This window comes from Pseudomonas sp. R32 (assembly GCF_009866705.1).
GTDB lineage: Bacteria > Pseudomonadota > Gammaproteobacteria > Pseudomonadales > Pseudomonadaceae > Aquipseudomonas > Aquipseudomonas donghuensis.
Genome location: NZ_CP019396.1, coordinates 1,248,490 through 1,272,166, shown reverse-complemented (window position 1 = coordinate 1,272,166; position 23,677 = coordinate 1,248,490). Strand labels below are relative to the sequence as shown.

The 23,677-nt window shown below is 63.4% G+C and carries 23 protein-coding genes; 11 read left to right on the top strand and 12 right to left on the bottom strand.

Annotated features, from left to right (window positions below; all coding sequences use genetic code 11):
* The first annotated feature begins 140 nt into the window (after positions 1–140).
* From dapE to PspR32_RS05770, 3 genes are read left to right on the top strand one after another with little or no spacing between them, the layout of a single operon-like run.
* Positions 141–1,292 carry a succinyl-diaminopimelate desuccinylase gene (gene dapE, locus PspR32_RS05780; protein ID WP_010224867.1) on the top strand — a complete coding sequence of 384 codons (1,152 nt, stop codon included), beginning with the start codon at positions 141–143 and terminating at the stop codon, positions 1,290–1,292.
* Positions 1,292–2,104 (top strand): putative RNA methyltransferase, encoded by an 813-nt coding sequence (locus PspR32_RS05775; RefSeq protein WP_159388190.1) that lies wholly within the window; start codon positions 1,292–1,294, stop codon positions 2,102–2,104. The genes dapE and PspR32_RS05775 overlap by 1 nt, the downstream gene beginning before the upstream one ends.
* 17 nt (positions 2,105–2,121) lie before the next feature.
* The gene (locus PspR32_RS05770; RefSeq protein WP_010224869.1) at positions 2,122–2,499 is read left to right on the top strand and encodes a hypothetical protein; all 378 of its coding nucleotides are present in this window, start codon (positions 2,122–2,124) and stop codon (positions 2,497–2,499) included.
* An 88-nt stretch (positions 2,500–2,587) separates the two neighbouring features.
* Here PspR32_RS05770 and PspR32_RS05765 read toward each other — a convergent pair whose 3' ends face one another.
* Positions 2,588–2,797: a cold-shock protein gene (locus tag PspR32_RS05765; RefSeq protein WP_009395290.1), complete on the bottom strand. Its 210-nt coding sequence runs from the start codon at positions 2,795–2,797 to the stop codon at positions 2,588–2,590.
* A 222-nt stretch (positions 2,798–3,019) separates the two neighbouring features.
* Here PspR32_RS05765 and plsB point away from each other — a divergent pair, with 222 nt between their 5' ends.
* The 3 genes from plsB (at position 3,020) to PspR32_RS05750 (ending at position 6,712) form a co-directional block, all read left to right on the top strand.
* A complete protein-coding gene (gene plsB / locus PspR32_RS05760; protein ID WP_100782981.1) occupies positions 3,020–5,506 on the top strand; it encodes a glycerol-3-phosphate 1-O-acyltransferase PlsB in 2,487 nt (828 codons plus the stop codon).
* A gap of 84 nt (positions 5,507–5,590) precedes the next feature.
* Entirely contained in the window at positions 5,591–5,989 is a 399-nt protein-coding gene (locus tag PspR32_RS05755; protein WP_010224875.1) for a YbaY family lipoprotein, read from the top strand.
* A 33-nt stretch (positions 5,990–6,022) separates the two neighbouring features.
* Complete coding sequence (locus PspR32_RS05750; RefSeq protein WP_159388189.1) at positions 6,023–6,712, top strand: DUF4197 domain-containing protein; 690 nt, start codon at positions 6,023–6,025, stop codon at positions 6,710–6,712.
* 78 nt (positions 6,713–6,790) lie between these two features.
* Here PspR32_RS05750 and PspR32_RS05745 read toward each other — a convergent pair whose 3' ends face one another.
* Complete coding sequence (locus tag PspR32_RS05745) at positions 6,791–9,856, bottom strand: efflux RND transporter permease subunit (RefSeq protein ID WP_010224877.1); 3,066 nt, start codon at positions 9,854–9,856, stop codon at positions 6,791–6,793.
* A 6-nt stretch (positions 9,857–9,862) separates the two neighbouring features.
* Entirely contained in the window at positions 9,863–10,963 is a 1,101-nt protein-coding gene (locus PspR32_RS05740) for an efflux RND transporter periplasmic adaptor subunit (RefSeq protein ID WP_010224878.1), read from the bottom strand.
* A gap of 195 nt (positions 10,964–11,158) precedes the next feature.
* Between PspR32_RS05740 and PspR32_RS05735 the strand changes: the two genes are divergently transcribed.
* Positions 11,159–11,791, top strand: a complete 633-nt coding sequence (locus PspR32_RS05735; protein WP_010224879.1) for a TetR/AcrR family transcriptional regulator — start codon at positions 11,159–11,161, stop codon at positions 11,789–11,791.
* Here the strand turns inward: PspR32_RS05735 and PspR32_RS05730 are convergent.
* On the bottom strand, positions 11,788–12,570 hold the full coding sequence (locus tag PspR32_RS05730; protein ID WP_010224880.1) for a class I SAM-dependent methyltransferase: 783 nt from the start codon (positions 12,568–12,570) through the stop codon (positions 11,788–11,790). The two genes, PspR32_RS05735 and PspR32_RS05730, sit on opposite strands and share 4 nt — an antisense overlap.
* A gap of 95 nt (positions 12,571–12,665) precedes the next feature.
* Here PspR32_RS05730 and PspR32_RS05725 point away from each other — a divergent pair, with 95 nt between their 5' ends.
* Entirely contained in the window at positions 12,666–13,286 is a 621-nt protein-coding gene (locus PspR32_RS05725) for an energy transducer TonB (RefSeq protein ID WP_159388188.1), read from the top strand.
* 3 nt (positions 13,287–13,289) lie between these two features.
* Here the strand turns inward: PspR32_RS05725 and PspR32_RS05720 are convergent, their stop codons facing one another.
* The 7 genes from PspR32_RS05720 to ppc form a co-directional block, all read right to left on the bottom strand.
* Positions 13,290–13,985, bottom strand: coding sequence for an extensin-like domain-containing protein (locus PspR32_RS05720; protein ID WP_010224883.1), 696 nt, complete (start codon positions 13,983–13,985; stop codon positions 13,290–13,292).
* A gap of 6 nt (positions 13,986–13,991) precedes the next feature.
* The gene (locus tag PspR32_RS05715; RefSeq protein ID WP_159388187.1) at positions 13,992–14,822 is read right to left on the bottom strand and encodes an isocitrate lyase/PEP mutase family protein; all 831 of its coding nucleotides are present in this window, start codon (positions 14,820–14,822) and stop codon (positions 13,992–13,994) included.
* A gap of 32 nt (positions 14,823–14,854) precedes the next feature.
* Positions 14,855–15,724: a DUF72 domain-containing protein gene (locus PspR32_RS05710; RefSeq protein WP_010224886.1), complete on the bottom strand. Its 870-nt coding sequence runs from the start codon at positions 15,722–15,724 to the stop codon at positions 14,855–14,857.
* A 3-nt stretch (positions 15,725–15,727) separates the two neighbouring features.
* The gene (locus PspR32_RS05705) at positions 15,728–16,024 is read right to left on the bottom strand and encodes a hypothetical protein (RefSeq protein ID WP_010224887.1); all 297 of its coding nucleotides are present in this window, start codon (positions 16,022–16,024) and stop codon (positions 15,728–15,730) included.
* Positions 16,025–16,153: 129 nt separating this feature from the next.
* Positions 16,154–16,828, bottom strand: coding sequence for a tRNA (adenosine(37)-N6)-threonylcarbamoyltransferase complex dimerization subunit type 1 TsaB (gene tsaB / locus PspR32_RS05700; protein WP_036994060.1), 675 nt, complete (start codon positions 16,826–16,828; stop codon positions 16,154–16,156).
* Positions 16,829–16,915: 87 nt separating this feature from the next.
* Entirely contained in the window at positions 16,916–17,563 is a 648-nt protein-coding gene (adk, locus tag PspR32_RS05695) for an adenylate kinase (protein ID WP_010224889.1), read from the bottom strand.
* Between the two features lie 257 nt (positions 17,564–17,820).
* Positions 17,821–20,448, bottom strand: a complete 2,628-nt coding sequence (gene ppc, locus PspR32_RS05690; protein ID WP_010224890.1) for a phosphoenolpyruvate carboxylase — start codon at positions 20,446–20,448, stop codon at positions 17,821–17,823.
* A gap of 155 nt (positions 20,449–20,603) precedes the next feature.
* On the opposite strand from ppc, the gene PspR32_RS05685 reads away from it, so the two are divergent.
* From PspR32_RS05685 to PspR32_RS05675, 3 genes are all read left to right on the top strand, one after another.
* Positions 20,604–20,948, top strand: coding sequence for a hypothetical protein (locus PspR32_RS05685; protein WP_010224891.1), 345 nt, complete (start codon positions 20,604–20,606; stop codon positions 20,946–20,948).
* Between the two features lie 272 nt (positions 20,949–21,220).
* On the top strand, positions 21,221–21,634 hold the full coding sequence (locus tag PspR32_RS05680; protein WP_010224892.1) for a DUF4398 domain-containing protein: 414 nt from the start codon (positions 21,221–21,223) through the stop codon (positions 21,632–21,634).
* Positions 21,635–21,684: 50 nt separating this feature from the next.
* The gene (locus tag PspR32_RS05675) at positions 21,685–22,473 is read left to right on the top strand and encodes an OmpA family protein (RefSeq protein WP_010224894.1); all 789 of its coding nucleotides are present in this window, start codon (positions 21,685–21,687) and stop codon (positions 22,471–22,473) included.
* Positions 22,474–22,621: 148 nt separating this feature from the next.
* Here PspR32_RS05675 and PspR32_RS05670 read toward each other — a convergent pair whose 3' ends face one another.
* Positions 22,622–23,551 (bottom strand): IS110 family transposase, encoded by a 930-nt coding sequence (locus PspR32_RS05670; RefSeq protein WP_159387976.1) that lies wholly within the window; start codon positions 23,549–23,551, stop codon positions 22,622–22,624.
* Between the last annotated feature and the right edge of the window lie 126 nt (positions 23,552–23,677).

The following is a 23,677-nucleotide window of genomic DNA, read 5'->3' as shown; positions in this document are numbered from 1 at the left end:
CCTGTAGGAGCGGGCTTGCCCCGCGATGCGATGCCGGCCGAAAGTCCGCAATCGCGGGACAAGCCCGCTCCTACAGGGCTCTGAATTGCTATAAGATAACCCCCCTCGAATTCGTGCCCTGTCTTGCCCCGGAGTTCCTCATGACGGCCCCAGCCGACCTCTCGCCTACCCTTGAACTGGCCTGCGACCTGATTCGCCGTCCGTCGGTAACCCCGCTGGACTTCGACTGCCAGAAACAGATGATGCAGCGCCTGGGCGATGCCGGTTTCATGCTCGAACCGATGCGGATCGAAGACGTCGACAACTTCTGGGCCACCCATGGCACCCAGGAAGGTCCCGTGCTGTGCTTCGCCGGCCACACCGACGTAGTCCCGACCGGCCCGGTGCAGGCCTGGCAGAACGATCCGTTCGACGCCCTGATCGATGCCGACGGCATGCTCTGCGGGCGTGGCGCTGCCGACATGAAAGGCAGCCTGGCGGCCATGGTGGTGGCCACCGAGCGCTTCGTCGCCGACTACCCCAACCATCGCGGCAAGGTCGCCTTCCTGATCACCAGCGATGAAGAAGGCCCGGCCCACCACGGCACCAAGGCCGTGGTCGAGCGCCTGGCGGCACGCAACGAGCGCCTGGACTGGTGCATCGTCGGCGAGCCGTCGAGCACCAGCCTGGTCGGTGACGTGGTCAAGAACGGCCGCCGCGGCTCGCTCGGCGCCAAGCTCACCGTGCGCGGCGTCCAGGGCCATGTGGCCTACCCGCACCTGGCGAAGAACCCGATCCACCTGGCAGCTCCGGCCCTGGCGGAACTGGCAGCCGAACACTGGGACGAAGGCAATGCGTTCTTCCCGCCGACCAGCTTCCAGATCTCCAACCTCAACTCCGGTACCGGTGCCACCAACGTGGTGCCAGGCGAGCTGACTGCGCTGTTCAACTTCCGTTTCTCTACCGAGTCGACGGTCGAGGGCCTGCAACAGCGGGTTGCCGCCATCCTCGACAAACACCAGCTGGACTGGCACGTGGACTGGGCACTGTCGGGCCTGCCGTTCCTCACCGAGCCGGGCGATTTGCTCGACGCGGTATCGGCCAGCATCAAGGCGGTTACCGGCCGTGAGACCAAGGCATCGACCAGCGGCGGCACTTCCGACGGGCGCTTCATCGCCACCCTCGGCACCCAGGTGGTCGAGTTGGGCCCGGTCAACGCCACGATTCACCAGGTCAACGAGCGGATCCTGGCCAGTGACCTCGATGTGCTGACCGAAATCTACTACCAGACCCTGACCCGGTTGCTTGCCTGATGCTCACCTGCCCGATCTGTAGCGCCGCGCTGAGCACGCTCGACAATGGCGTGGCCTGCCCGGCCGGCCATCGTTTCGACCGTGCTCGCCAGGGCTACCTGAACCTGCTGCCAGTGCAGCACAAGAACAGCCGTGACCCGGGCGACAACCAGGCGATGGTCGAGGCCCGCCGCGACTTTCTCAACGCTGGCTATTACGCCCCGGTAGCCCGGCGCCTGGCCGAGCTTGCCGCTGAACGCGCACCCGAGCGCTGGCTGGATATCGGTTGTGGCGAGGGTTACTACACCGCACAGATCGCCCAAGCGCTGCCCAAGGCCGATGGTTACGCCCTGGATATCTCCCGCGAGGCGGTCAAGCGGGCCTGTAAGCGCAACCCGGCGGTGACCTGGCTGGTGGCGAGCATGGCCCGGGTGCCGCTGGCCGATGCCAGCTGTCAGTTCCTGGCCAGTGTCTTCAGCCCGCTGGACTGGCAAGAGGCCCTGCGCCTGCTGAGCCCCGGCGGCGGCCTGATGCGCGTTGGCCCGACCAACGAGCACCTGATCGAGTTGCGCCACAAGCTCTACGATGAAGTGCGCGACTACGCCGACGACAAACACCTGGCACTGGTGCCAGCGGGCATGCAGCACGCCCATAGCGAAACCCTGAAATTCCACCTCAGCCTTGCCGATAGCAAGGCCCGCGCCGACCTGCTGGCCATGACCCCGCATGGTTGGCGCGCCAGCGCCGATAAACGCGCGCGCGTCATCGACCAGGCCGAGCCTTTCGAGGTCACGGTATCGATGCGTTACGATTACTTTGTGCGCCAAGACTGAGCGCACCCGGAGCCCCTATGCGCCAACCCGATATCGAGATTTACCTGAAAGACGCCGACGTCGACCACAAGCAGATCGCCGCCTGGCTCACCGAGGCACTCGGCCCGTGCAGCGATTGGCAACAGAAAGGCCAGACCTACAAGTGCAAGGCCGGTAACATTCCAGTTACCTGGTTACCGAAAGCTGTGGGCAAATGGAACAGTCTTTACCTGGAAAGCGACCAGACGCCGTGGGCAGACGACATTGAATGCGCTCGCGCCGCCTTTGCCGCGCTAAACGTCGAAGTGCGTTGCGCACCGGGCAGTTGGGTCGAGGAAGAAGGTGAAGAGGACGCCGATCGCTGGATCCGCATCAGTGCCGACGGCGAAGAAGAAATCACCTGGCGCACCAGCTGAAACAACTTTTTCGAAAAGGCCCGCCCCGGTCGTCCGGCGGCGGGCCTTTTCGCTTCTGGGCCCAGGCTCGAGGCTTGTGGCCCGGCGCTTACAGCCCGACTACGTCTTCTGCCTGCAGGCCTTTCTGGCCCTGAGTCAGACTGTATTCGACCTGCTGCCCCTCGAGCAGGGTGCGATGCCCCTCACCCCGGATGGCACGGTAGTGAACGAACACGTCCGCGCCACCTTCACGCTGAATGAAGCCGTAACCTTTGGCGTCATTGAACCACTTTACACTTCCAGTCTCACGAGACGACATCTGAACTACTCCGGATTTTTATTTTGGAATCGCCTTGCATGCAGAGAGGTCACCACCCCCTGCCGACGCAGCTTGCCGAAATCTCTTGCAAGCGGCGGACCGAGTATATGACACACTTAAATTAATTTTCATGACCGGGGCGCTTTTTGCTGAACTTGCGCAGATACGGCACACTAGCCCACTGAGCAATTACTCGAAAATCTCATCCAGAGCACACACCGTATGACCCGTTCTCCCCTGCGCCGCCTGATCTTCGGCGCCCTGCGTCGCCTGTTGTACCTGTGGGTTCGCTCCGAGACCATCAACCAGTCATCCTTCACCTTGAACCTGGATCGCAGCCGGCCAGTGTTTTACGCCCTGCAATCGCCATCGCTGACCGACCTTGCGGTACTCGATCGCGAGTGCACCAAAGCCGGGCTGCCTCGCCCGGTACTGCCCGTAGCCGTCGGGACCCTGCAAGAACCTGCCGCGTTCTTTTACCTGACCCCGGAGCCAGACTGGCTTGGCCGTCACGACAAGCGCGGCGCCCCGCCCACCCTGGCACGGCTGGTCAACGCCATCAGCCAGCATGCCGAGGAAGACGCGCAGATCATCCCCGTCAGCGTGTTCTGGGGCCAGTCGCCGGCCAGCGAATCCAGCCCCTGGAAGCTGCTGTTCGCTGACAGCTGGGCGGTTACCGGGCGCCTGCGGCGCTTGCTCACCGTGCTGATCCTTGGGCGCAAGACCCGCGTGCAGTTCTCGGCGCCGATCCATTTGCGCGAGCTGGTGCAGCACAACAAGGGCCACGAGCGCACCATGCGCATGGCCCAGCGCCTGCTGCGCGTACATTTTCGCAACCTCAAGACCGCCGTCATCGGCCCGGACATCTCCCACCGCCGTAACCTGGTCAAAGGCCTGATCCACGACCCGCTGGTGCGCCAGGCCATCGCCGATGAGGCCGAGCGCGAGAAGATCCCGCTGGCCAAAGCCGAAGCCCAGGCCCTGCGCTACGGCAATGAGATCGCCTCGGACTACACCTACACCGCCATCCGCTTCCTGGAAGTGGTGCTGAGCTGGTTCTGGAACAAGATCTACGACGGCATCAAGGTCAACCACATCGAGCAGGTGCAAGGCATCGCCCCGGGCCATGAAGTCATCTACGTGCCTTGCCACCGCAGCCATATCGACTACTTGCTGCTCTCCTACCTGCTGTTTCGCAACGGCCTGACCCCGCCGCATATCGCCGCCGGGATCAACCTCAACATGCCGGTGATCGGCGGCCTGCTGCGCCGCGGCGGGGCGTTCTTCATGCGCCGCACCTTCAAGGGTAACCCGCTGTACACCGCAGTGTTCAACGAATACCTGCACACGCTGTTCACCAAGGGTTTTCCGGTCGAGTACTTCGTCGAAGGTGGGCGCTCGCGCACCGGACGCATGCTGCAACCGAAAACCGGCATGCTCGCCATTACCCTGCGCAGCTACCTGCGCTCTTCGCGCACGCCAATCGTCTTTGTCCCGGTGTACATCGGCTATGAACGCGTGCTCGAAGGCCGCACCTACCTGGGCGAGTTGCGCGGTGCGAGCAAGAAGAAAGAATCGATCTTCGACATCTTCAAGGTCATCGGCGCGCTCAAGCAGCGCTTCGGCCAGGTCGCGGTCAACTTCGGCGAGCCGATCCGCCTCGGCGCCTTCCTCGATCAGCAGCAACCTGGCTGGCGCGAACAGGAACACGGCCCGCAGTTCCGCCCGGCCTGGCTCAACGAGACCACCTCGCGCCTGGGCGAGAAAGTCGCCCAGCACCTGAACGAGGCGGCGGCGATCAACCCGGTCAACCTGGTGGCCCTGGCGCTGCTCTCCACCAGCCGCCTGGCCCTGGATGAACGTGCTCTGGCGCGGGTGCTGGACCTGTACCTGGCGCTGCTGCGCACGGTGCCCTATTCGCCGCACACCACCTTGCCCGAAGGTGATGGCCTGGCCCTGATCAGCCACGTCAAGGGCATGGACCTGCTGGCCGAACAGAGCGATGCGCTGGGCAAGATCCTCTACCTGGACGAGCAAAATGCTGTCCTGATGACCTACTACCGCAACAACGTGCTGCACATCGTCGCTCTGCCGGCCTTGCTGGCGAGCTTCTTCCAGAGCAGCTCGCGCATGAGCCGCGAGCTGATTCTGCAGTACACCCGGGCGCTGTACCCGTACCTGCAATCGGAGCTGTTCATTCGCTGGGAGCTCGATGAGCTGGACGCGGTCATCGACCAGTGGCTGGAGGCTTTCGTCGAGCAAGGCCTGCTGCGCTTCGAAAACGGCGTGTACCTGCGCCCGGCACCGAGTTCGCGGCAGTTCGTGCTGCTGACCCTGCTGGCCCGTGCCATCACCCAGACCCTGCAGCGCTTCTACATGGCCACCGCCCTGCTGCTCAACAGCGGCCAGCACACCCTGAGCGCCGAAGAGCTGGAAGACCTGTGCGTGATCATGGCCCAGCGCCTGTCGATTTTGCATGGCCTGAACGCCCCGGAGTTCTTCGACAAGACCCTGTTCCGCCACTTTATCCAGACCCAGATCGAGCAAGGCGTATTGCACCCGGATACCAACGGCAAGCTTGGCTATCACGCGAAGCTCAGCGAGTTGGCCGAAGGCGCAGCCAAGCGGGTGCTGTCGGCAGAGGTGCGCCTGTCGATCCGCCAGGTGGCCCTGCATCGCAGCGAAGAAACCACCGAGACTGCGGCATAGGCCATACTGGCCTGTGCCTTTGGAGCTATACCCATTGACCCGGTTGGCGACCGCCCCAGCGGCGCCACCGAAAAGGAGCTACTGATGAAAAAACTGTCCCTGATCCTTCTGGGCAGCCTGCTAGCCGCGTGCAGCAGCACCCCTGAAGCGTCCAAGGCCAGCCTGGATGGCGAAGTGTTCTACCTGCAGCGCATCGCCCTGCCGCCCGCCGCCACCCTGAGCGTCGCCCTGCAGGACGTGTCGCTGATGGACGCCCCCGCCGTCACCCTGGCCAGCCAGAGCGGCCCGGTCAAAGGCAATGTGCCGCTGCCCTTCCACCTGAGCTACGACCCGGCGCAGGTCAAGCCCGGTCACCGCTATGCAGTCAGTGCGCGGATCGAACTAGATGGCAAGCTGCTGTTCATCAATACCGAGCATCACGGCGTACAGCTCGATGGCAACGACCCGCAGCCGGTGCGCATCAAGGTCGATGCCGTTCGTTGATTGATTGTTTTTCCTTCGCATAAGGATGCTGCCATGTTTCGCCCAGCTCTAACCTTCACCGGCCTGTGCGCCGGCCTGCTGCTGTCGGCAAGCGCCCTGGCGCTGTCGCTCGGCGACCTCTCGCAAAAAGATGCCTCCACTGGCCTGAAGGACGCCCTGACCCAGGGCGCCCAGGTCGCGGTCAAACAACTGGGCACCCCCGGTGGTTTCAGCAATAACCCGGATGTGCGTATCGAGTTGCCGGGCAACCTTGGCAAAGCCGCCAAGAAGATGAAGGCGTTCGGCATGGGTGCCCAGGTCGAGCAACTGGAAACCAGTATGAACAAGGCCGCTGAAGCTGCCGTGCCGCAGGCCCAGGCGCTGCTGGTCGATGCCGTGAAGAAGATGACCGTGGAAGATGCCAAGGGCATCCTCAGCGGCGGCAATGACTCGGCCACCCAGTACCTGAGCAAGACCAGCCGCGAACAGATCCGCGCCAAGTTCCTGCCGATCGTCAAGAAGGCCACCGACCAGGTCGGCCTGGCCCAGCAGTACAACAACTTTGCCGGGCAAGCGGCGACCCTGGGCGTGCTGGATGCCAAGAATGCCAACGTCGAAGGTTACGTCACCGAACAGGCGCTCAACGGCCTGTTCGAGATGATTGGCAAGCAGGAACAAACCATCCGCCAGAACCCGGCTGCTGCGGCTACCAGCATCGCCAAGAAGGTGTTTGGCGCGCTTTGAGCCTCTCGCTCCAAAGGGCTGCTTGCGCAGCCCATCGCCGGCAAGGCCGGCTCCCACAATAGATCTGTGTCACCGCCCTCAGGCTTTCTTGACCCTGAACCACGCCGCATACAAGGCCGGCAGGAACAACAGCGTCAACGCCGTCGCCACGATCAGGCCGCCCATGATCGCCACCGCCATCGGCCCGAAGAACACGCTGCGTGACAGCGGGATCATCGCCAGCACCGCCGCCAGAGCGGTCAGCACGATCGGCCGGAAGCGCCTTACCGTCGCCTCGATAATTGCCTGCCAGCGGTCAAGCCCAGCGGCGATGTCCTGCTCGATCTGGTCGACCAGGATCACCGAGTTGCGCATGATCATGCCCGACAGGGCAATGGTCCCGAGCATGGCGACAAAGCCGAACGGCTGGCGGAACACCAACAGGAACAGGGTCACGCCAATCAGCCCCAGGGGCGCGGTGAGGAACACCATCACCGTGCGCGAGAAGCTGCGCAATTGCAGCATCAGCAGGGTCAGCACCACGACGATGAACAACGGCACCCCGGCGTTCACCGACTTCTGCCCGCGGGTAGAGTCTTCCACCGTGCCGCCTACCTCCAGCAGGTAGCCATCGGGCAGTTCGGCACGCACCGGGTCCAGGGTCGGCAGGATCTGCTGGACCAGGGTCACCGGTTGCTCTTTGCCGTAGATGTCGGCGCGCACGGTGACATTGGGCAGGCGGTTGCGGTGCCAGATGACGCCCTCCTCAAAGCCGTATTCCAGGGTCGCCACCTGAGACAGCGCCACACTACGGCCATTGTCGGTCGGCACCGCCAGGCTTGGCAGGTTGGCAAGCTCGCTGCGCTCCTGCTGGGTACCGCGCAGGAGGATCTCGATCAGCTCGTTGTCCTCACGGAACTGGCTGACCGCAGAGCCGGTCAGCGAGCTTTGCAGAAACTTCGCCAGGTTCGCCGTGCTCACTCCCAGGGCGCGGGCGCGGTCCTGGTCGATGTTCAGGTAAACCACCTTGCTCGGCTCTTCCCAGTCGAGGTGGACGTTGACCACATGGGGGTTCTCACGAACCTTGGCCGCCACTTTGCGGGCCAGGGCGCGGACTTGCTCGATATGCTCGCCGGTGACCCGGAACTGCACCGGGTAGCCCACGGGCGGGCCGTTTTCCAGGCGCGTGACCCGCGAGCGCAGGTCGGGGAATTGTTCATCGAGGGTGGCGATCAGCCAACTGCGCAGTTGTTCACGCTCCTCGATGGTTTTCGCCAGCACCACGAACTGGGCGAAACTTGGCGCCGGCAGTTGCTGGTCCAATGGCAGGTAGAAGCGTGGCGAACCCGTGCCCACATAGGCTACATAGTTGTCGATGCCGGCGCGTTCCTTGAGCAGTGCTTCCAGACGTTTGACCTGCTCGGCGGTGTTACTCAACGAGGCGCCTTCGGCAAGCTTGAGGTCGACCATCAGCTCCAGGCGCCCGGAGGCCGGGAAGAACTGCTGGGGCACGAAGCGGAACAACAAAATGCTGCCGATAAACAGGGCGATGGTTGCCAGAATCACCGTCTTGCGCCGCTCCACGCACCAGCCGACCAGGCGCCGCACGCGCTGGTAGAACGGTGTGCCATACGGATCTGGTCCACCTTCGGCAGTGCCATGCTTGGCCGCGTGCAGCTTGGCCAGGTCCGGCAGCAGGCGCTCGCCCAGATAGGGCACGAACACCACCGCGGCAATCCACGAGGCGAGCAAGGCGATGGTTACCACCTGGAAGATCGAGCGGGTGTATTCACCGGTGCCGGACTGCGCGGTGGCAATCGGCAAGAAGCCTGCGGCGGTGATCAAGGTGCCGGTCAGCATCGGGAAGGCGGTGCTGGTCCAGGCATAACTGGCGGCCTTGAGCCGGTCGAAGCCCTGCTCCATCTTGATCGCCATCATTTCCACGGCAATGATCGCGTCATCCACCAGCAAGCCCAGGGCCAGCACCAGCGCGCCAAGGGAAATCTTGTGCAGGCCGATGCCGAAGTAGTACATGGCGGCAAAGGTCATCGCCAGCACCAGCGGGATCGCCAGCGCCACCACCAAGCCGGTGCGCATGCCTAAGGAGAAGAAGCTCACCAGCAAAACGATGGCCAGCGCCTCGACCAGCACCTGGACGAACTCGCCCACACCGGTCTTCACCGCCGCTGGCTGATCGGACACCTTGCGCAGCTCCATGCCGGCCGGCAGGTTGTGGGCGATGCGGGCGAACTCGGCTTCTAGGGCCTTGCCCAGCACCAGGATATCGCCACCGGCCTTCATCGACACCGCCAGGCCAATGGCGTCTTCGCCCATGAAGCGCATGCGCGGTGCCGGTGGGTCGTTAAAACCTCGGCGCACATCGGCGACATCGCCGATACGGAAGGTCCGGTCGCCGACCCGGATCGGGAACTGCTGGATCTGCTCAACCGTGGTGAAACGCCCACTGACCCGCAGTTGCAGGCGCTCGCTCGGCGTCTCGAAGAAGCCTGCAGTGCTCACCGCATTCTGCTCTTCCAGCGCCTGCTGCACCGTGGCCAGGGGCAGGCCAAGGGTGGCCAGCTTGAGGTTGGACAGCTCGATCCAGATCTTCTCGTCCTGCAGGCCCAGCAGCTCGACCTTGCCGACGTCCTTGACCCGTTGCAGCTGGATCTGCACGCGGTCGGCGTAGTCCTTGAGCACGGCGTAGTCGAAGCCGTCGCCGGTCAGCGCATAGATATTGCCGAAGGTGGTGCCGAATTCGTCGTTGAAGAACGGCCCCTGGATACCCTGGGGCAAGGTGTGGCGGATATCGGCGACCTTCTTGCGGATCTGGTACCAGAGCTCGGGGATGTCGGCCGAATGCATCGAGTCGCGGGCCATGAAGGTGACCTGCGATTCACCAGGCCGCGAGAACGAGACGATCCTCTCGTACTCGCCGGTTTCCATCAGCTTCTTTTCGATGCGTTCGGTGACCTGGCGCGAGACTTCCTCGGCGCTGGCGCCGGGCCAGAGGGTGCGAATGACCATGGCCTTGAAGGTAAAGGGCGGGTCTTCGCTCTGCCCCAGTTTGGTGTAGGACAGTGCGCCGACCACGGCCAGCAAAATCATCAGGAACAGCACGATCTGCCGATTGCGCAGGGCCCAGGCGGAAAGGTTGAAACCCATCGGGACTTACTCCTTGACCGCCAGATTCACCACACGATTGGACCGATCCACCGGACGCACCTGTTGCCCCTCCTGGAGCACATGCACGCCGGCCGCTACCACCCAGTCCGAGGCATTCAGGCCTTCGAGCACTGGCACGCTGCTTTCACCGTAAGCACCGACCCGCACCGGCACGCGCTTGAGGGTGTTGTTGGCATCGACACGCCAGACGTAGGTCTGGCCGTTCTCTGCGGTCAGGGCCGAGAGCGGTACCGCCAGGGGAATCTGCTCGGTGTGCTGGATGAACACCCGGGCGCTCTGGCCAAGCTCGGCCGGCACCTTGCCGGCGGTAAAGGCGATACGCGCCGCAAAGGTTCGCGAGCGTGGATCGGCCGAAGGTGACAGCTCACGAATACGGCCATTGAAGCGTTGATCCGGTTGCGACCAGAGCTCCACCGACACCGGCTGACCTACCTTGAAACGGCCGAAGTGCTGTTCCGGCAGGCCGATCAGCACTTCACGCTCGCCATCGGTGGCCAGGGTGAACACCGTCTGGCCAGCGGACACCACCTGCCCCACTTCGACCTGGCGCTTGGCAATCACCCCATCCTGCGAGGCCCGCAGCACGGCGTATTCCGCCTGGTTGCCGGCCACATCAAACTCGGCGCGCACCTGTTTGAGCCGGGCCAGGCCCGCGCGGTAAAGGTTTTCAGCATTGTCATATTGCGAACGGCTGACCATCTGCCGGTCGAGCAGGGTCTTGTAGCGGTCGCGTTCGGCCTTGACCAGGCTCAGGTTGGCTTCGGCGGCGGCCAGTTGTGCACGGCTGGCTTCCAGTTGCAGGCGCACATCCTGAGGGTCAAGCTCGGCCAGCGCCTGCTCGGCCTTGACCCGCTGCCCTTCCTCGACCAGGCGCTTGCTGACCTTGCCACCGATACGGAATGCCAGCTCCGGCTCGAAGCGCGCACGCACCTCGCCGGGGTAACTGTCGGCAGCGGCGCTGGCCGGCTGCGGCTGCACCACCATGGCCGGACGAAGGGAAGTCTGCGGTGCGCTTTCCTGCCCACAGGCAGCAAGCAGCAACACAAGACCGACGGGCAAAGCGAGGGGCAAGGCATGGCGCAACATGATGAATGACCTTTCGCGAATGGCGCTTTGAATATTTATACTGATGGGTATATTAAATCAGGGAGCCGGACCGGGGAAGCAGGCGTACGAGAGAATTCCGACATTTATGCCGGGCGCAGCACGTCGATATTTGCCCGCCGAAATACCGGTCGCGATGTACCATGTGCACTTACTGGAATATGTAACTTTTCACTCATGCCCAAAGTCACTGCTGCTACCGGCCCCGGCCGGCCCAAGGACCTGGCAAAACGCCAGGCCATTCTCGAGGCAGCCAAGACGCTGTTTCTAACCCTTGGCTATGCCAACACCAGCATGGATGCGGTCGCGACAGCGGCAGGTGTGTCAAAACTCACGGTCTACAGCCACTTCACCGACAAGGAGACGCTGTTCTCTTCGGCGGTGGTCGCCACCTGCACGGCACAATTGCCCGAACTGATCTTCGAGCTGCCTGAAGGTGTGCCGCTGGAGCAGGTGCTGCTGAAGATCGGTCGCGGTTTTCAGGCGCTGATCAGCAGCGACCTGTCGGTCAAGCTGCATCGGCTGATCATGGCCCTGGGCAATCAGGACCCGAAGCTCAGCCAGATCTTCTTCGAGGCCGGCCCGATGCGGGTCCTGCATGAGATGGAGGCGCTGCTGCGCCAGGCGGATGCGCGCGGGTTGCTGCGCATCGAGCTGCCGGCCAACGCCGCCGAGCACTTCTTCTGCCTGCTCAAGGGCGCGGCCAACTTCCGCCTGTTGCTCGGCTATGCCCCGGCGCTGGATGCCGAGGCCGCCGAGGCCCATGTCCAGGAAGTGGTGGCGCTGTTCATGCGCGCCTACCGCCCCTAAGGCTTGAGGGCTTTTTTCGGGTAGATGTCGTAGCGGCTGGATTTGCCTTCCAGGCAGTGGCTGGGCTTGGGCCCGTCGATGATCGGCGCCTTGCGCGGGCGCTTGACCACCACCCGGTGGCTGGCCAGGGCCAGGGCGGCGGCGAGCAGCGCCGGGGCGTCGAGGTCGTCACCGACCAGCGGGCGGAACACGCGCATTTCCTTTTTCACCAGGGCGCTCTTGTCGCGGTGCGGGAACATCGGGTCGAGGTAGATCACCTGCGGCGGTTCGCCCTGCCAGTTGTGCATGTGCTCGATGGCATTGCCGGTGAGCAGGTGCATGCGCGCGACGATCGGGCCCACCTCGGCATCATTGCGGGCGCGGGCCAGGCCATCTTCGAGCAAGGCCGCCACCAGTGGCTGGCGTTCGATCAGGGTCATCTGGCAGCCAAGGCTGGCCAGCACGAAAGCGTCCTTGCCCAGCCCCGCCGTTGCATCGAGCACCTGTGGGCGTACGCCTTGAGCAATACCCACGGCCTTGGCGATCATCTGCCCGCTACCGCCGCCGAACACCCGCCGGTGGGCCGCCGCGCCTTCGACGAAATCCACCCGCACCGGCCCCGGCGCCTGCGGGCCGAGCTGCTGGATCTGCAGGCCACTGGCACCGACCTGCACGGCAAAGCCTGCGCTATCGTCGCTCAGCGGCAACTCCAGGCGCTGTGCCCACTCGACAGCCTGGGCCTGAAAATCGGCCGTCAATGCCTCGACCCGGATGCCGCCGTCCGCCAGTTGCTCCACCATCAAATCCTGTACTCAAAAAAATTAAATGATCGTCGGCCACGGCCGATATACGAAGTATTCGCTATTTTGCCAGACCAGAACCCTCTGCGACTGCCATGACCGACATTCTTCAGCTCAACTCAGGTTATATCTCGCCCGTCGGCGACTATGGCCGGCACAATACCCAGGCACTGGGCGGCGTCAGCCACCTGTGGCAGGACTTTTTTGCCCGCGCCCTGGCTGAGCAGCAAGGTCAGGAAGACGCAGCCAAGGCCATGGCCGCCGAGCAATTCGACAAGGTCACCGGCGAACCGCTGGGCGGCAGCCAGGTGCTGGCGCAGATTCACAGCCAGCGCCTGTGCGATGTGCATGACACCGAACTGGCCCCGCCCGAGCCGCTGTTCATGCCGATTGCCGAACTCGAACCTGAACTGCTGGAAAAACTCGCGCCGCCGTTCAGCGCCGCCGAACTGATCGAGCAGCAGCGTCAGTTGGACATCAGCAACACCTGGGTACGCCCGATCGTCATGAGCCAGGGTCAGCCATTGCCTGAGCCAGGCCCGGCACCACAGGCCAAGCCGCTGTACCTGCCGATCGCCGAATTCGAGATGGACCTGCTGGACAAGGCACCCGAACCTTTCGACGAAGCCACCATGGCCGTGCAGCAATCGCAGCTGGACTTCGACAATCGCTGGGCCCGCCCGGTGGTGCTGAACAACGTGCGCATCGCCGCCTGAGCCTCAGCGGCAGATCTGCCAGAAGCCCATGTCCAGATGAAAGTGATTACGGTGCGCGCCGTTGTAGTCGGGCCCCAGCACCGTATTGAAGCTGTCGCAGGCACTGGCGTGCACATCCCTTAAGAACTTCGCTTTGACGCCCTCCCCCGGCCAGTCCTTGAGCAACTGAATACGCTGCCCGTCGGCCAGGCGAAAGCCGGCGATGTCCAGGGCGTTGGCCGTGGCGTGCTGGCTGAGGCGGCCATTCTTGCGGTTGTACATGTTGCGACAGGCGAAGCTGCCCAGGTGATCGACCTGCACCACCGGTTGGGCAAAAGCACGCTGCGCCGCCGGTTGCAGGGCATGGCGCTCGAACAGCGCATAAGCCACCGCCATCGGGCAACTGGCGAGAAAGCTGCTGCTCAGGCGCACCGAGGAGCCTTCGACCCGCACCACGTTTTCCAGCGGGCACGGCGCGTTGGCCGGGCTGTCGGACTGCCTGCGATAGCGCAGGTTCGAGGTTGCCAGGGCCTGCTCGCACAGCTGCGGATCATCCTGCAGACGGCCCAGCTTATACGGTGTCAGCAGGTTCGGCGGCTGGCGCACATCCAGCGCCGCCCAGGGGTTCCAGGCATCCGGCAAACGCCAGCCCATGCGCCAGGCAACGACGCTTACGGCAATCGACATCAGGCACAGCACAGCGAGCAGTCCTTTGCGCATGGTCGATCAACGCCTGAATAACTGGTTGAGCTGGTCGAACGACAACGCCTGGTCGGCGTAGTCGAAACGGCCTTGATCGTGAATCCGTTGCGCGGCGTAGAAAAACGCCCCGTAGGCCGCCCGCGCCAGCGACGAGCCAACACTGATGCGCTTGACACCAAGGGCCTGGACATCGGCAAAACTCAGCTGCACACCGCTCAGGCCCATCAGTACGTTGACCGGCTTGGGCGCTACCGCCCGCACCACACGGCGGATCTCTTGCGCGGTGCGCAGGCCCGGGGCATAGAGCACATCGGCGCCGGCTTCGGCGAAGGCCTGCAGGCGGGCGATGGTGTCATCCAGGTCCATGCGCCCGTGCAGCAGGTTTTCCGCGCGGGCACAGAGCATGAACGGGAAGTCCAGGCTACGGGCGGCGGCCACCGCCGCTTCGACCCGCTCCACGGCGTGATGAAAGCTGTAGATCGGGTCTTCGGCGTTGCCGCTGGCATCCTCGATGGAACCGCCGACCAGGCCGACGGCGGCGCCCTGCAGGATCGCCTCGGCGCCCCCCTTGGGATCGTCGCTGAAGCCATTCTCCAGGTCCGCGGCCACCGGCAACGCCGTGGCGTCGACAATGCAACGGGCGTTATCGAGGGTTTCATCCAGGCTCATGGCCCCTTCGGCATCCGGACGCCCCAGGGAGAACGCCAGCCCGGCACTGGTGGTGGCCAGCGCCTCGAAGCCGAGGCTGGCCAGCAACTTGGCGGAACCGGCATCCCAGGGGTTGGGAATGACGAAGGCGCCATCGCGTTCATGCAGGGCTTTGAAGGCTTCGGCACGCAGGGTTTGCACATCCATGATCATGACTCCCGGGCAGGCGGCAGGGCAGGTCAGAGCAAGCCGAGTTGTTCGGCTTCTGGTGTCCTGTCCAGTTCAGGCAAGGCTGCAAGCCCCGGCAGACGTTCCATCAGGCCCTGATGGAAACGCTGGGCCAGGGCGGCGGCCAGGCGGTTGTCGGCAGTATGCAAGAAAACGTAGGGGCTGCGCCCCTCCTCGATCCAGGCCGCGACTTTGTCCAGCCACGGCTGCAGGAACGGCTCGTTGGCAGCAAGCTCGGGGTGGCCGATGAACCGTATCTGCGGGTGCTGGGTGAAGGCGGTCGGGCGTGGCGGCACGCGCGGCTTTTTCGACTGGGCGTGAAGCACCTCGGGGCTGCGCGACGTGCAGCTGAACAGCGCCCGGGGATCAAGACAGATGCGCTCGACGCCGCGATCGAGCAGCAAGCGGTTGAGCATGCGCTCTTCATCGCCCTTGCTGAAGAACGCCGCATTGCGTACCTCCACGGCGATGGGCACAGCGGCCTCGTCGAGGAAATTCACCAGCTCACCGAGGCGCGCCGGACCGAAGGTTGCCGGCAACTGCAGCCAGTAAGGGGCTACGCGTGTGCCCAAGGGCTTGAGCAAGTCGATGAAGGATTGCGCAGCCGCCAATTGACCGTGCAGGTCACCACTATGACTGATATCGCCGGGGAACTTGGCGGTAAAACGAAAGTGCGCGGGCATTACCTGCGCCCAGCGCTCGATCGTCGCCGGTGCCGGGCGGGCATAAAAGGTGGTGTTGCCTTCTACGGCATTGAAGACCTGGCTGTAGAGGCCGAGAAACTCGCCGCTTTTGGCGTCAGCCGGGTACAGGTACTCGCGCCAGGCGTTTTCACTCCAGGACGGACAACCGACAAAATAGGGAAGCGTGGACAGACTCATCCATCAAATGTACAGGTCCAGCCCCAGTACTTCCATCTCCCAGTCAACGAAACCGGCAGTGGTCAGGTAGCTGGCCAGGGCATGGGCGGTGCGTTTGTTGCGGGCCCGCGGGAAGATCATGTCCTGGGGCCGTGCCGGCAGGCCGCCAGGGCGCGCCTGGCCGTGGCTGGCGCTGGCTTGCGGCTGCACTTCGAACTCGCCCGGCAGATCCTCGTCGTCCACATCATCGCTGCGCACCGGCGCTTTGCGCGGGGCACGCTTGATGGGGTAGGACTGCGAGGAAAAACCGTCGATACGCATGGCGATTACTCAAGAGCAATGATGGCAATTTAGCAGCATCGTTGATCCTTCGCTAATGCCCGATTGATAACTGGACCACAGTTCGGGCAAAAGGTTTTACTTGGCCTGGGAATAGTCGACGAGTTGCACTCAGCGCGCTTTCGGCGTGGCCACTTTGTCGCGCAGGTACACAGGCTGCGCAAGGTCTGCGGCAATGGCCTCGCCACGCTGCCAGGCGAACGTCGCCAGGCTCAGCAGGTCCTGGGCATGGGGCAGCAGGCTGGCATCCTGAGCGTTGACCTTGACCGCCAGGCGGTCGGCATAGCCCCAGCCGGTGCCGGCACCGAACCAGTCGCCGCTGGCGCCAAGCGGCAGCGCAACCTGCTCCGGTGGCAGCACTGCCTCGGTGCCCTGCAGGCGCATTTCGCCGTCGACATTCTGATAGCAGCCCCAGTAGACCTCGTCCATGCGCGCATCGATTGCCGCCGCCACTTGCTGTACGCCCTGCTCGCGCAGGGCACGCTGGGCCAGCACGGCCAGGTTGGACACCGGCAATACCGGCCGTTGCAGGGCAAACGCCAGGCCCTGGACCACGCCAATGGCAATGCGCACGCCGGTGAAGGCACCCGGGCCACGGCCAAAGGCGATGGCATCGAGCTGTTGCAGGGTGACACCGGCATCGGCCAGCAGTTGCTGGATCATCGGCAGCAGCTTCTGCGCGTGCAGGCGCGGGATCACCTCATAATGGCTGGAAACCTTGCCGTCATGCAGCAAGGCAACGGAGCAGGCTTCAGTGGCGGTATCGAGGGCCAGCAAGGTGGTCATCGGGGGTTCCAGGGGCAAGAAAAAAGAGCGGCATTATAAACAACAACGGCCCGCAAGCGGGCCGTTGTCTGCACTACCGAGCGTCGATCAGCTCAGTGCGGCCAGGACCTTGGCGGTGATCGCATCCACCGAGCCGACGCCTTCGATATGGCTGTACTTCGGCTTGCCTTCCGCGGCCGCCAGCTTCTGGTAGAAGTCAACCAGAGGCTTGGTCTGGGTGTGGTAGACCGACAGGCGATGACGTACGGTTTCTTCCTTGTCGTCATCACGCTGGATCAGGTCTTCGCCAGTGGCGTCATCCTTGCCTTCCACCTTCGGTGGGTTGTACTGGATATGGTAGGTACGACCCGAAGCCAGGTGCACGCGGCGACCGGCCATACGACCCACGATCTCTTCGTCGTCTACGGCGATTTCCACAACATTGTCGATGGTCACGCCCGCTTCCTTCATGGCTTCAGCCTGAGGAATGGTGCGCGGGAAGCCGTCGAACAGGAAGCCGTTCGCGCAGTCAGCCTGGGCAATGCGCTCTTTGACCAGGCTGATGATCAGTTCGTCGGAGACCAGCTGACCGGCGTCCATGACCTTCTTCAGTTCCAGGCCCAGCGGGGTGCCGGCCTTGACTGCGGCGCGCAGCATGTCGCCAGTGGAAATCTGTGGAATACCGAACTTCTCGGTGATGAACTTTGCCTGAGTACCTTTACCGGCCCCGGGAGCTCCCAGCAGAATTACGCGCATCTCGTGCTCCTCATTTTTTTGTAAGCAAATCAGTGGGTTTGCCACGCAGGGCCAATCCCGGAATTTGGGTGATGATCGTAATTTCGATCAAAAGGCTGCTCAAGATACACAGCGCCCGCAAGCCACACAAGCGGTCGAAAGTCGGAAAAACCCGTGCACAGTGGCCGTCTTGAGCACAGGTTGCGCTGGGCGCAACCTGTTGCTTTACAAGCATTCTGCCCGCCCTGTGCAACGGATCGGCGGGCCGGGTTTTGCACTCACCCGGTATTGCGCAAACCCGCCGCGATACCGGCCACGGTAACCAGCAAGGCCTGTTCCAACGGGCTATCCAGAGCGGCTTCGCGCCCGCGCGAGCGCGCCAGCAGTTCGGCTTGCAATAGATGCAGCGGGTCCAGATAGGTGTTGCGCAAGCGGATGAATTCCAGGGTCTCGGGGCTGTGTGCCAGTAGCACCGGCTGCCCGGTCAGCCCCAGTACCACCTGGCACGCCTGCGACAATAGGTCGCGCAAATGTGCACCCAAAGGTCGCAGTTCTGGTTGCACTAGACGTTCGTCGTAGGAGCGGGCGATATCGGCATCGGCCTTGGCCAGGACCATTTCCAGCATGTCGATGCGTGTGCGGAAAAACGGCCACTGCTCGCGCATCTCGGCCAGCAACGGCCCCTGGCCACGGGCCAGGGCATTGTTCAGTGCCGCTTCCCAGCCAAGCCAGGCCGGCAGCATCAGGCGCGTCTGGGTCCAGCCGAAAATCCACGGGATCGCCCGCAGGCTTTCAATCCCGCCGGCGCGACGTTTGGCCGGGCGGCTGCCCAGCGGCAGGCGGCCCAACTCCTGCTCCGGGGTGGATTGACGGAAGTACTCGACGAATTCGGGGTTGTCACGCACCACGCCACGGTAAGCCTTGACGCCGTCGGCGGCCAACTGGTCCATCAGCGCGCGCCAGGCCGGTTGTGGCGGCGGCGGTGGCAGCAAGGTCGCCTCCAGCACCGCGGCCAGGTAGAGGTTGAGGTTCTGCTCGGCGATGTCCGGCAGGCCGAACTTGAAGCGGATCATCTCGCCCTGCTCGGTGGTACGGAAACGCCCCGCCACCGACCCCGGCGGCTGCGACAGGATCGCCGCGTGGGCCGGGCCGCCGCCACGCCCGACGGTACCGCCGCGACCGTGGAACAACAGCAACTCGACCTGTTGCTCGCGGCAGATGCGCACCAGGCTTTCCTGGGCGCGGTACTGGGCCCAGGCCGCCGCCGTGGTACCGGCATCCTTGGCCGAGTCGGAATAGCCGATCATCACTTCCTGCGGGCCATGCAAGCCGGCGCGGTAGCCCGGCAGGCCGAGCAGGCGCTCCATCACCGGCCCGGCGTTGTCCAGGTCGGCGAGGGTTTCGAACAGCGGCACCACGCGCATGGGCCGCAGTACGCCGGCTTCCTTGAGCAGCAGTTGCACCGCCAGCACATCAGAGGCGGCACCGGCCATGGAGATGACATAGGAGCCCAGCGAGGCCGCTGGCGCTGCGGCAATCTCGCGGCAGGTGGCAAGCACTTCGGCGGTGTCGGCCTGGGGCTTGAAGTAGCTTGGCAACAGTGGCCGACGGCTGTTGAGTTCCTGCTGCAGGAAGGCGACGCGTGCGTCTTCATCCCACTCGGCATAGCGACCAAGACCCAGGTATTCGGTGATTTCGCTGAGCGCCGAGGTGTGCCGGGCGGCGTCCTGGCGCACATCCAGGCGTACCAGGAACAGGCCGAAGGTCACCGCCCGGCGCAGGCAGTCAAGCAGCGGGCCATCGGCAATCACGCCCATGCCACAGGCGTGCAGCGACTCGAAGCACAACTGCAAGGGCTCGAACAGTTCGCGGTTGTCCTGCAGCACTTCGGGGGCAGGAGCCTGCGCGGCGGTCAACGAGGCGTGGGCCCAGGCACGGGTGATCCGCAAGCGCTCACGCAACTGCTTGAGCACGGCCCGATAGGGCTCGGCGGAGTCACCCACTTTGGCCCTGAGCGCCTCGCTGGCCTGCTGCATCGACAGCTCGGCAGCCAGGGCATCGATATCACGCAAGAACAGGTCAGCGGCCATCCAGCGCGCCAGCAACAACACTTCGCGGGTAACCGGCGCGGTGACATTGGGGTTGCCATCGCGGTCGCCGCCCATCCACGAAGCAAAGCGAATCGGCGCCGCCTCCAGTGGCAGGCGCAGGCCGGTGGCCTGGTGCAGGGCCGTGTCGACCTTGCGCAAATGATGCGGGATCGCCTGCCACAGCGAATGCTCGATCACCGCAAAGCCCCATTTGGCTTCGTCCACCGGAGTTGGCCGGGTGCGGCGGATTTCTTCGGTGTGCCAGGCTTCGGCGATCAGGCGTTGCAGGCGTTCGCGGATCTGCTCGCGCTCGGCGGGGATCAGGTCGCGGTGATCCTGGGCGGCCAGCTGCGCGGCAATCGCGTCGTACTTCTGGATCAGGGTGCGCCGGGCCACTTCAGTCGGGTGAGCGGTCAGCACCAGTTCAATGCTCAGTTTGCCCAGTTGCCGGGCCAGGGCATCGTCGCTGTGGCCGGCAGCCTTGAGCCGCGCCAGCAACTCGGGCAGCACACGGGCTTCGAAAGGTTCGGGCTGGCCGGCGTCGCGGCGGCGGATCAGCTGATACTGCTCGGCGATGTTGGCCAGGTTGAGAAACTGGTTGAAGGCCCGGGCCACCGGCAGCAGTTCGTCTTCGGCCAGGTCGTTGAGGGTCGAGCTCAGTTGCTCGGCACTGCCGCTGCGGTCGGCCTTGGCACTGCGGCGAATGTCCTCGATGGTCTGCAAAAACGCTTCGCCGTGCTGCTCGCGCACGGTGTCGCCCAACAACTCGCCCAACAAATGAACATCTTCACGCAAGCGCACATCGATATCAGTCATCAGCCCTGTCTCCGGCATTCGGGAAAACCGCTCTGGGCCCAGAGTGCCCCAGTAGTGGTCGAGCTTCAAGGCAGAGCCACGGCTGAACTACGCTCAACTTAGGGCTCAACTTCGGACTCAGCTCAGCGCTCAACTCAGGCCCACAGGAGAACATCATGAAAATCCGTGATCTTGCCCAGCATTGGGAACAGAACGCCAAAGGCCCGTTGAGCCCCACTGGCCATGTCCTGCACCTGGACATGGAAGCAGCGGCGCGCCTGGCGGCCCTGGCCGAAATGTACCCCAAGCGCCAGCCCGAAGAGCTGCTCGGCGAGCTGCTGGGGGCAGCGCTTGAGGAGCTGGAAGCGAGCTTCCCCTATGTCCAGGGCTCGCAGGTGATTGCCACCGATGAAGAAGGCGATCCGCTCTACGAAGACATCGGGCCGACCCCGCGTTTTCTTGCGCTGTCTCGCCGTTACCTACAGGAAATGAGCAGCGCCAAAGGCGACATCAGCGCTTGATTCACCCCGTCTGCAGCTGCGTTCCGAGCGCCTGCGCAGGCGCTCGCGTACCGCGGACACAGCTGAAAGTTCAACGAAAAAACCACTGACCGATCAGTCAGAAAAAACCGTAACCACGCGGCACATTTTTCTGAACTATTGAAAAAACGCTTCGGTCACAGCCAATAGCCATTACGGCAAAACCCTCTCAGAACCGGGTAAAAGCACTCCCGACGCTGATGGGGCACGCCGATGGACTGTTATGGAATTCGTTGTTCATCAGGAGTGATCCAATGGAGTTGACCACCATGCAGACCCGTACCGCAAACACCTCATCCACTCACCTGCGCGGGCTCAAACTGGCCGCGCTGGCACTGGGCAGCAGCCTGGTCCTGGCCGGCTGTGCCGGCAATCCACCCAGCGAGCAGTACGCTGTGACGCAATCGGCGGTCAATTCCGCTGTCAGCGCCGGCGCTACCGAGTTTGCCGCCGTTGAAATGAAGGCCGCGCAGGACAAGCTCAAACAGGCGGAAATCGCCATGCACGACAAGCAGTACGACGACGCCAAGCGCCTGGCCGAACAGGCCGAGTGGGACGCCCGCGTCGCCGAGCGCAAGGCCCAGGCCGCCAAGGCCGAGAAAGCCGTACAGGATGCCCGCCAGGGCGTTCAGGACCTGCGTGAGGAAGGCATGCGCAGCGTCGAGTGACGCCCGCCCGCCGACCCGTGCATTCGTAATCGATCAAAGGATGAACCATTATGCGTAATCACGTGATGATCCCAGCCCTTCTGGCCCTGAGCGTTGGCCTGGCCGCCTGCGCGACGCAGCCGAACGCCAACCTGGAGTCGGCCCGGAGCAACTTCTCCGCCCTGCAGAGCAATCCGCAGGCCGCCAAGGTCGCGGCCCTGGAAACCAAGGACGCCCAGGACTGGCTGAACAAGGCCGACCAGGCCTACATGGACAAGGAAGACCAGAACAAGGTCGACCAGCTCGCCTACCTGACCAACCAGCGAGTTGAAGTGGCCAAGCAGACCATTGCCCTGCGTACCGCCGAAGGCAACCTGAAGAACGCTGCCGCCCAGCGTGCCCAGGCCCGTCTTGATGCCCGCGATGCGCAGATCAAGAAGCTGCAGGATAGCCTCAATGCCAAACAGACCGACCGCGGCACCCTGGTGACCTTCGGTGACGTGCTGTTCGACTTCGACAAGGCCAACCTCAAGAGCAGCGCCTACCCGAACATCACCAAGCTGGCGCAGTTCCTTCAGGAGAACCCTGACCGCAAGGTGATCGTCGAGGGCTACACCGACAGCAAAGGCAGCGCCAACTACAACCAGTCGCTGTCCGAGCGTCGCGCCGCCGCCGTGCGCATGGCGCTGGTACGTGCCGGGGTGGATCCGGCGCGGATCGTCGCCCAGGGGTACGGCAAGGAGTATCCGGTTGCCGAGAACACCAGCAACTCGGGCCGTGCCCAGAACCGGCGGGTGGAAGTGACCATTTCCAATGACAACCAGCCAGTGGCACCGCGCTCGGTGAGCCAGCTGAACTGATGTTCGCTGCGCAGTAACAAAAATCCCGCCGAGTCTGGCGGGATTCTTGTTTGTGTTGCGGGCCTCATCGCGGGTCAAGTCGAGGCGTCGCACCGCCGCTCCCGCAGAGGGCCTGCATTTACCCCTCCTGTGGGAGCAACTGTCTTGATCAGGCTGTTTGCACTCGCCAAGGGGTATTGTCCCGCAGCATTGCATTCAGCCTGACGATCAGCACCCGCATACAGGCTACGAGGGCTACCTTGGCGCACTTCCCACGCTCCCGAAGTGCTTCGTAGCGTGCTTTAAATTCTGTGTTGTGACGGATGATGATCCAGCTCGACATGTACAGCACTCGCCTTACATGGGCCCGACCACCCCATATCTGGCGGTGCCCTCGATGGCTACCGCTATCGTTGTTGTAAGGCGCTACGCCCACCAGCGCGGCGATCTGACGGCGGTCCAACTGTCCCAGTTCAGGCAGTGAGGCGAGCAGATTTGCGGCGGTTACCCGACCGATTCCGGTCACTGCCAATAACTGACGCGCCCTGGTATCGTCCAGTTGCACCATCGCCTGATCAATTTCTTCGTCGAGGCGTTTGATCAGCACTTTCAGCTGCTCTATATGCTCATCGAAGTGGGCCATCACTGTTGCCGAGCGACATTGCTGGCGACGCCGCTTGTCGTCATCACGGCTCTGCACAAATTGGGCGCGCTGCTTCACCAGCTCTCGCAGCTCTTCGCGTTCAGGGCTGACCGGTTGGCCTTGAGGGGCGCTGAGGTGTGCAGCGAAGTCCGCAAGGACTTCGGCGTCGATCTTGTCGGTTTTGGCTTTTTTACCCATGGCATCGGCGAATTTTCGGGCACGGGCTGGGTTGATGCAGATGGTTTCCAGTCCTGCTGAGGCCAGGGCGATCAACACATCTTTCTCGTAGCCGCCTGTCGCTTCGATCAGCACTCGACTGATCTTGAAGTCCTTCAGACGCTCAAGCAACGCCTCGAAGCCTGCGGAGTTGTTGGCCACTTCGAAGCGGATTTTTTGAGGTTTGATGCAGATTTCCAAAGTGGCTTTGGCAGTGTCGATTCCAACAGAAGACAACATGGCTGAACCCTCTTACACTCAGTTGTGAGAGCGCTCTGGCTTGGCCCACGCTTGTGATTCGAGAGGCGCTCAATCAACTGTTCGGGCTCGGGCCAGAGTGGAGAGGTGAATGGCAGCTTTGCTCCC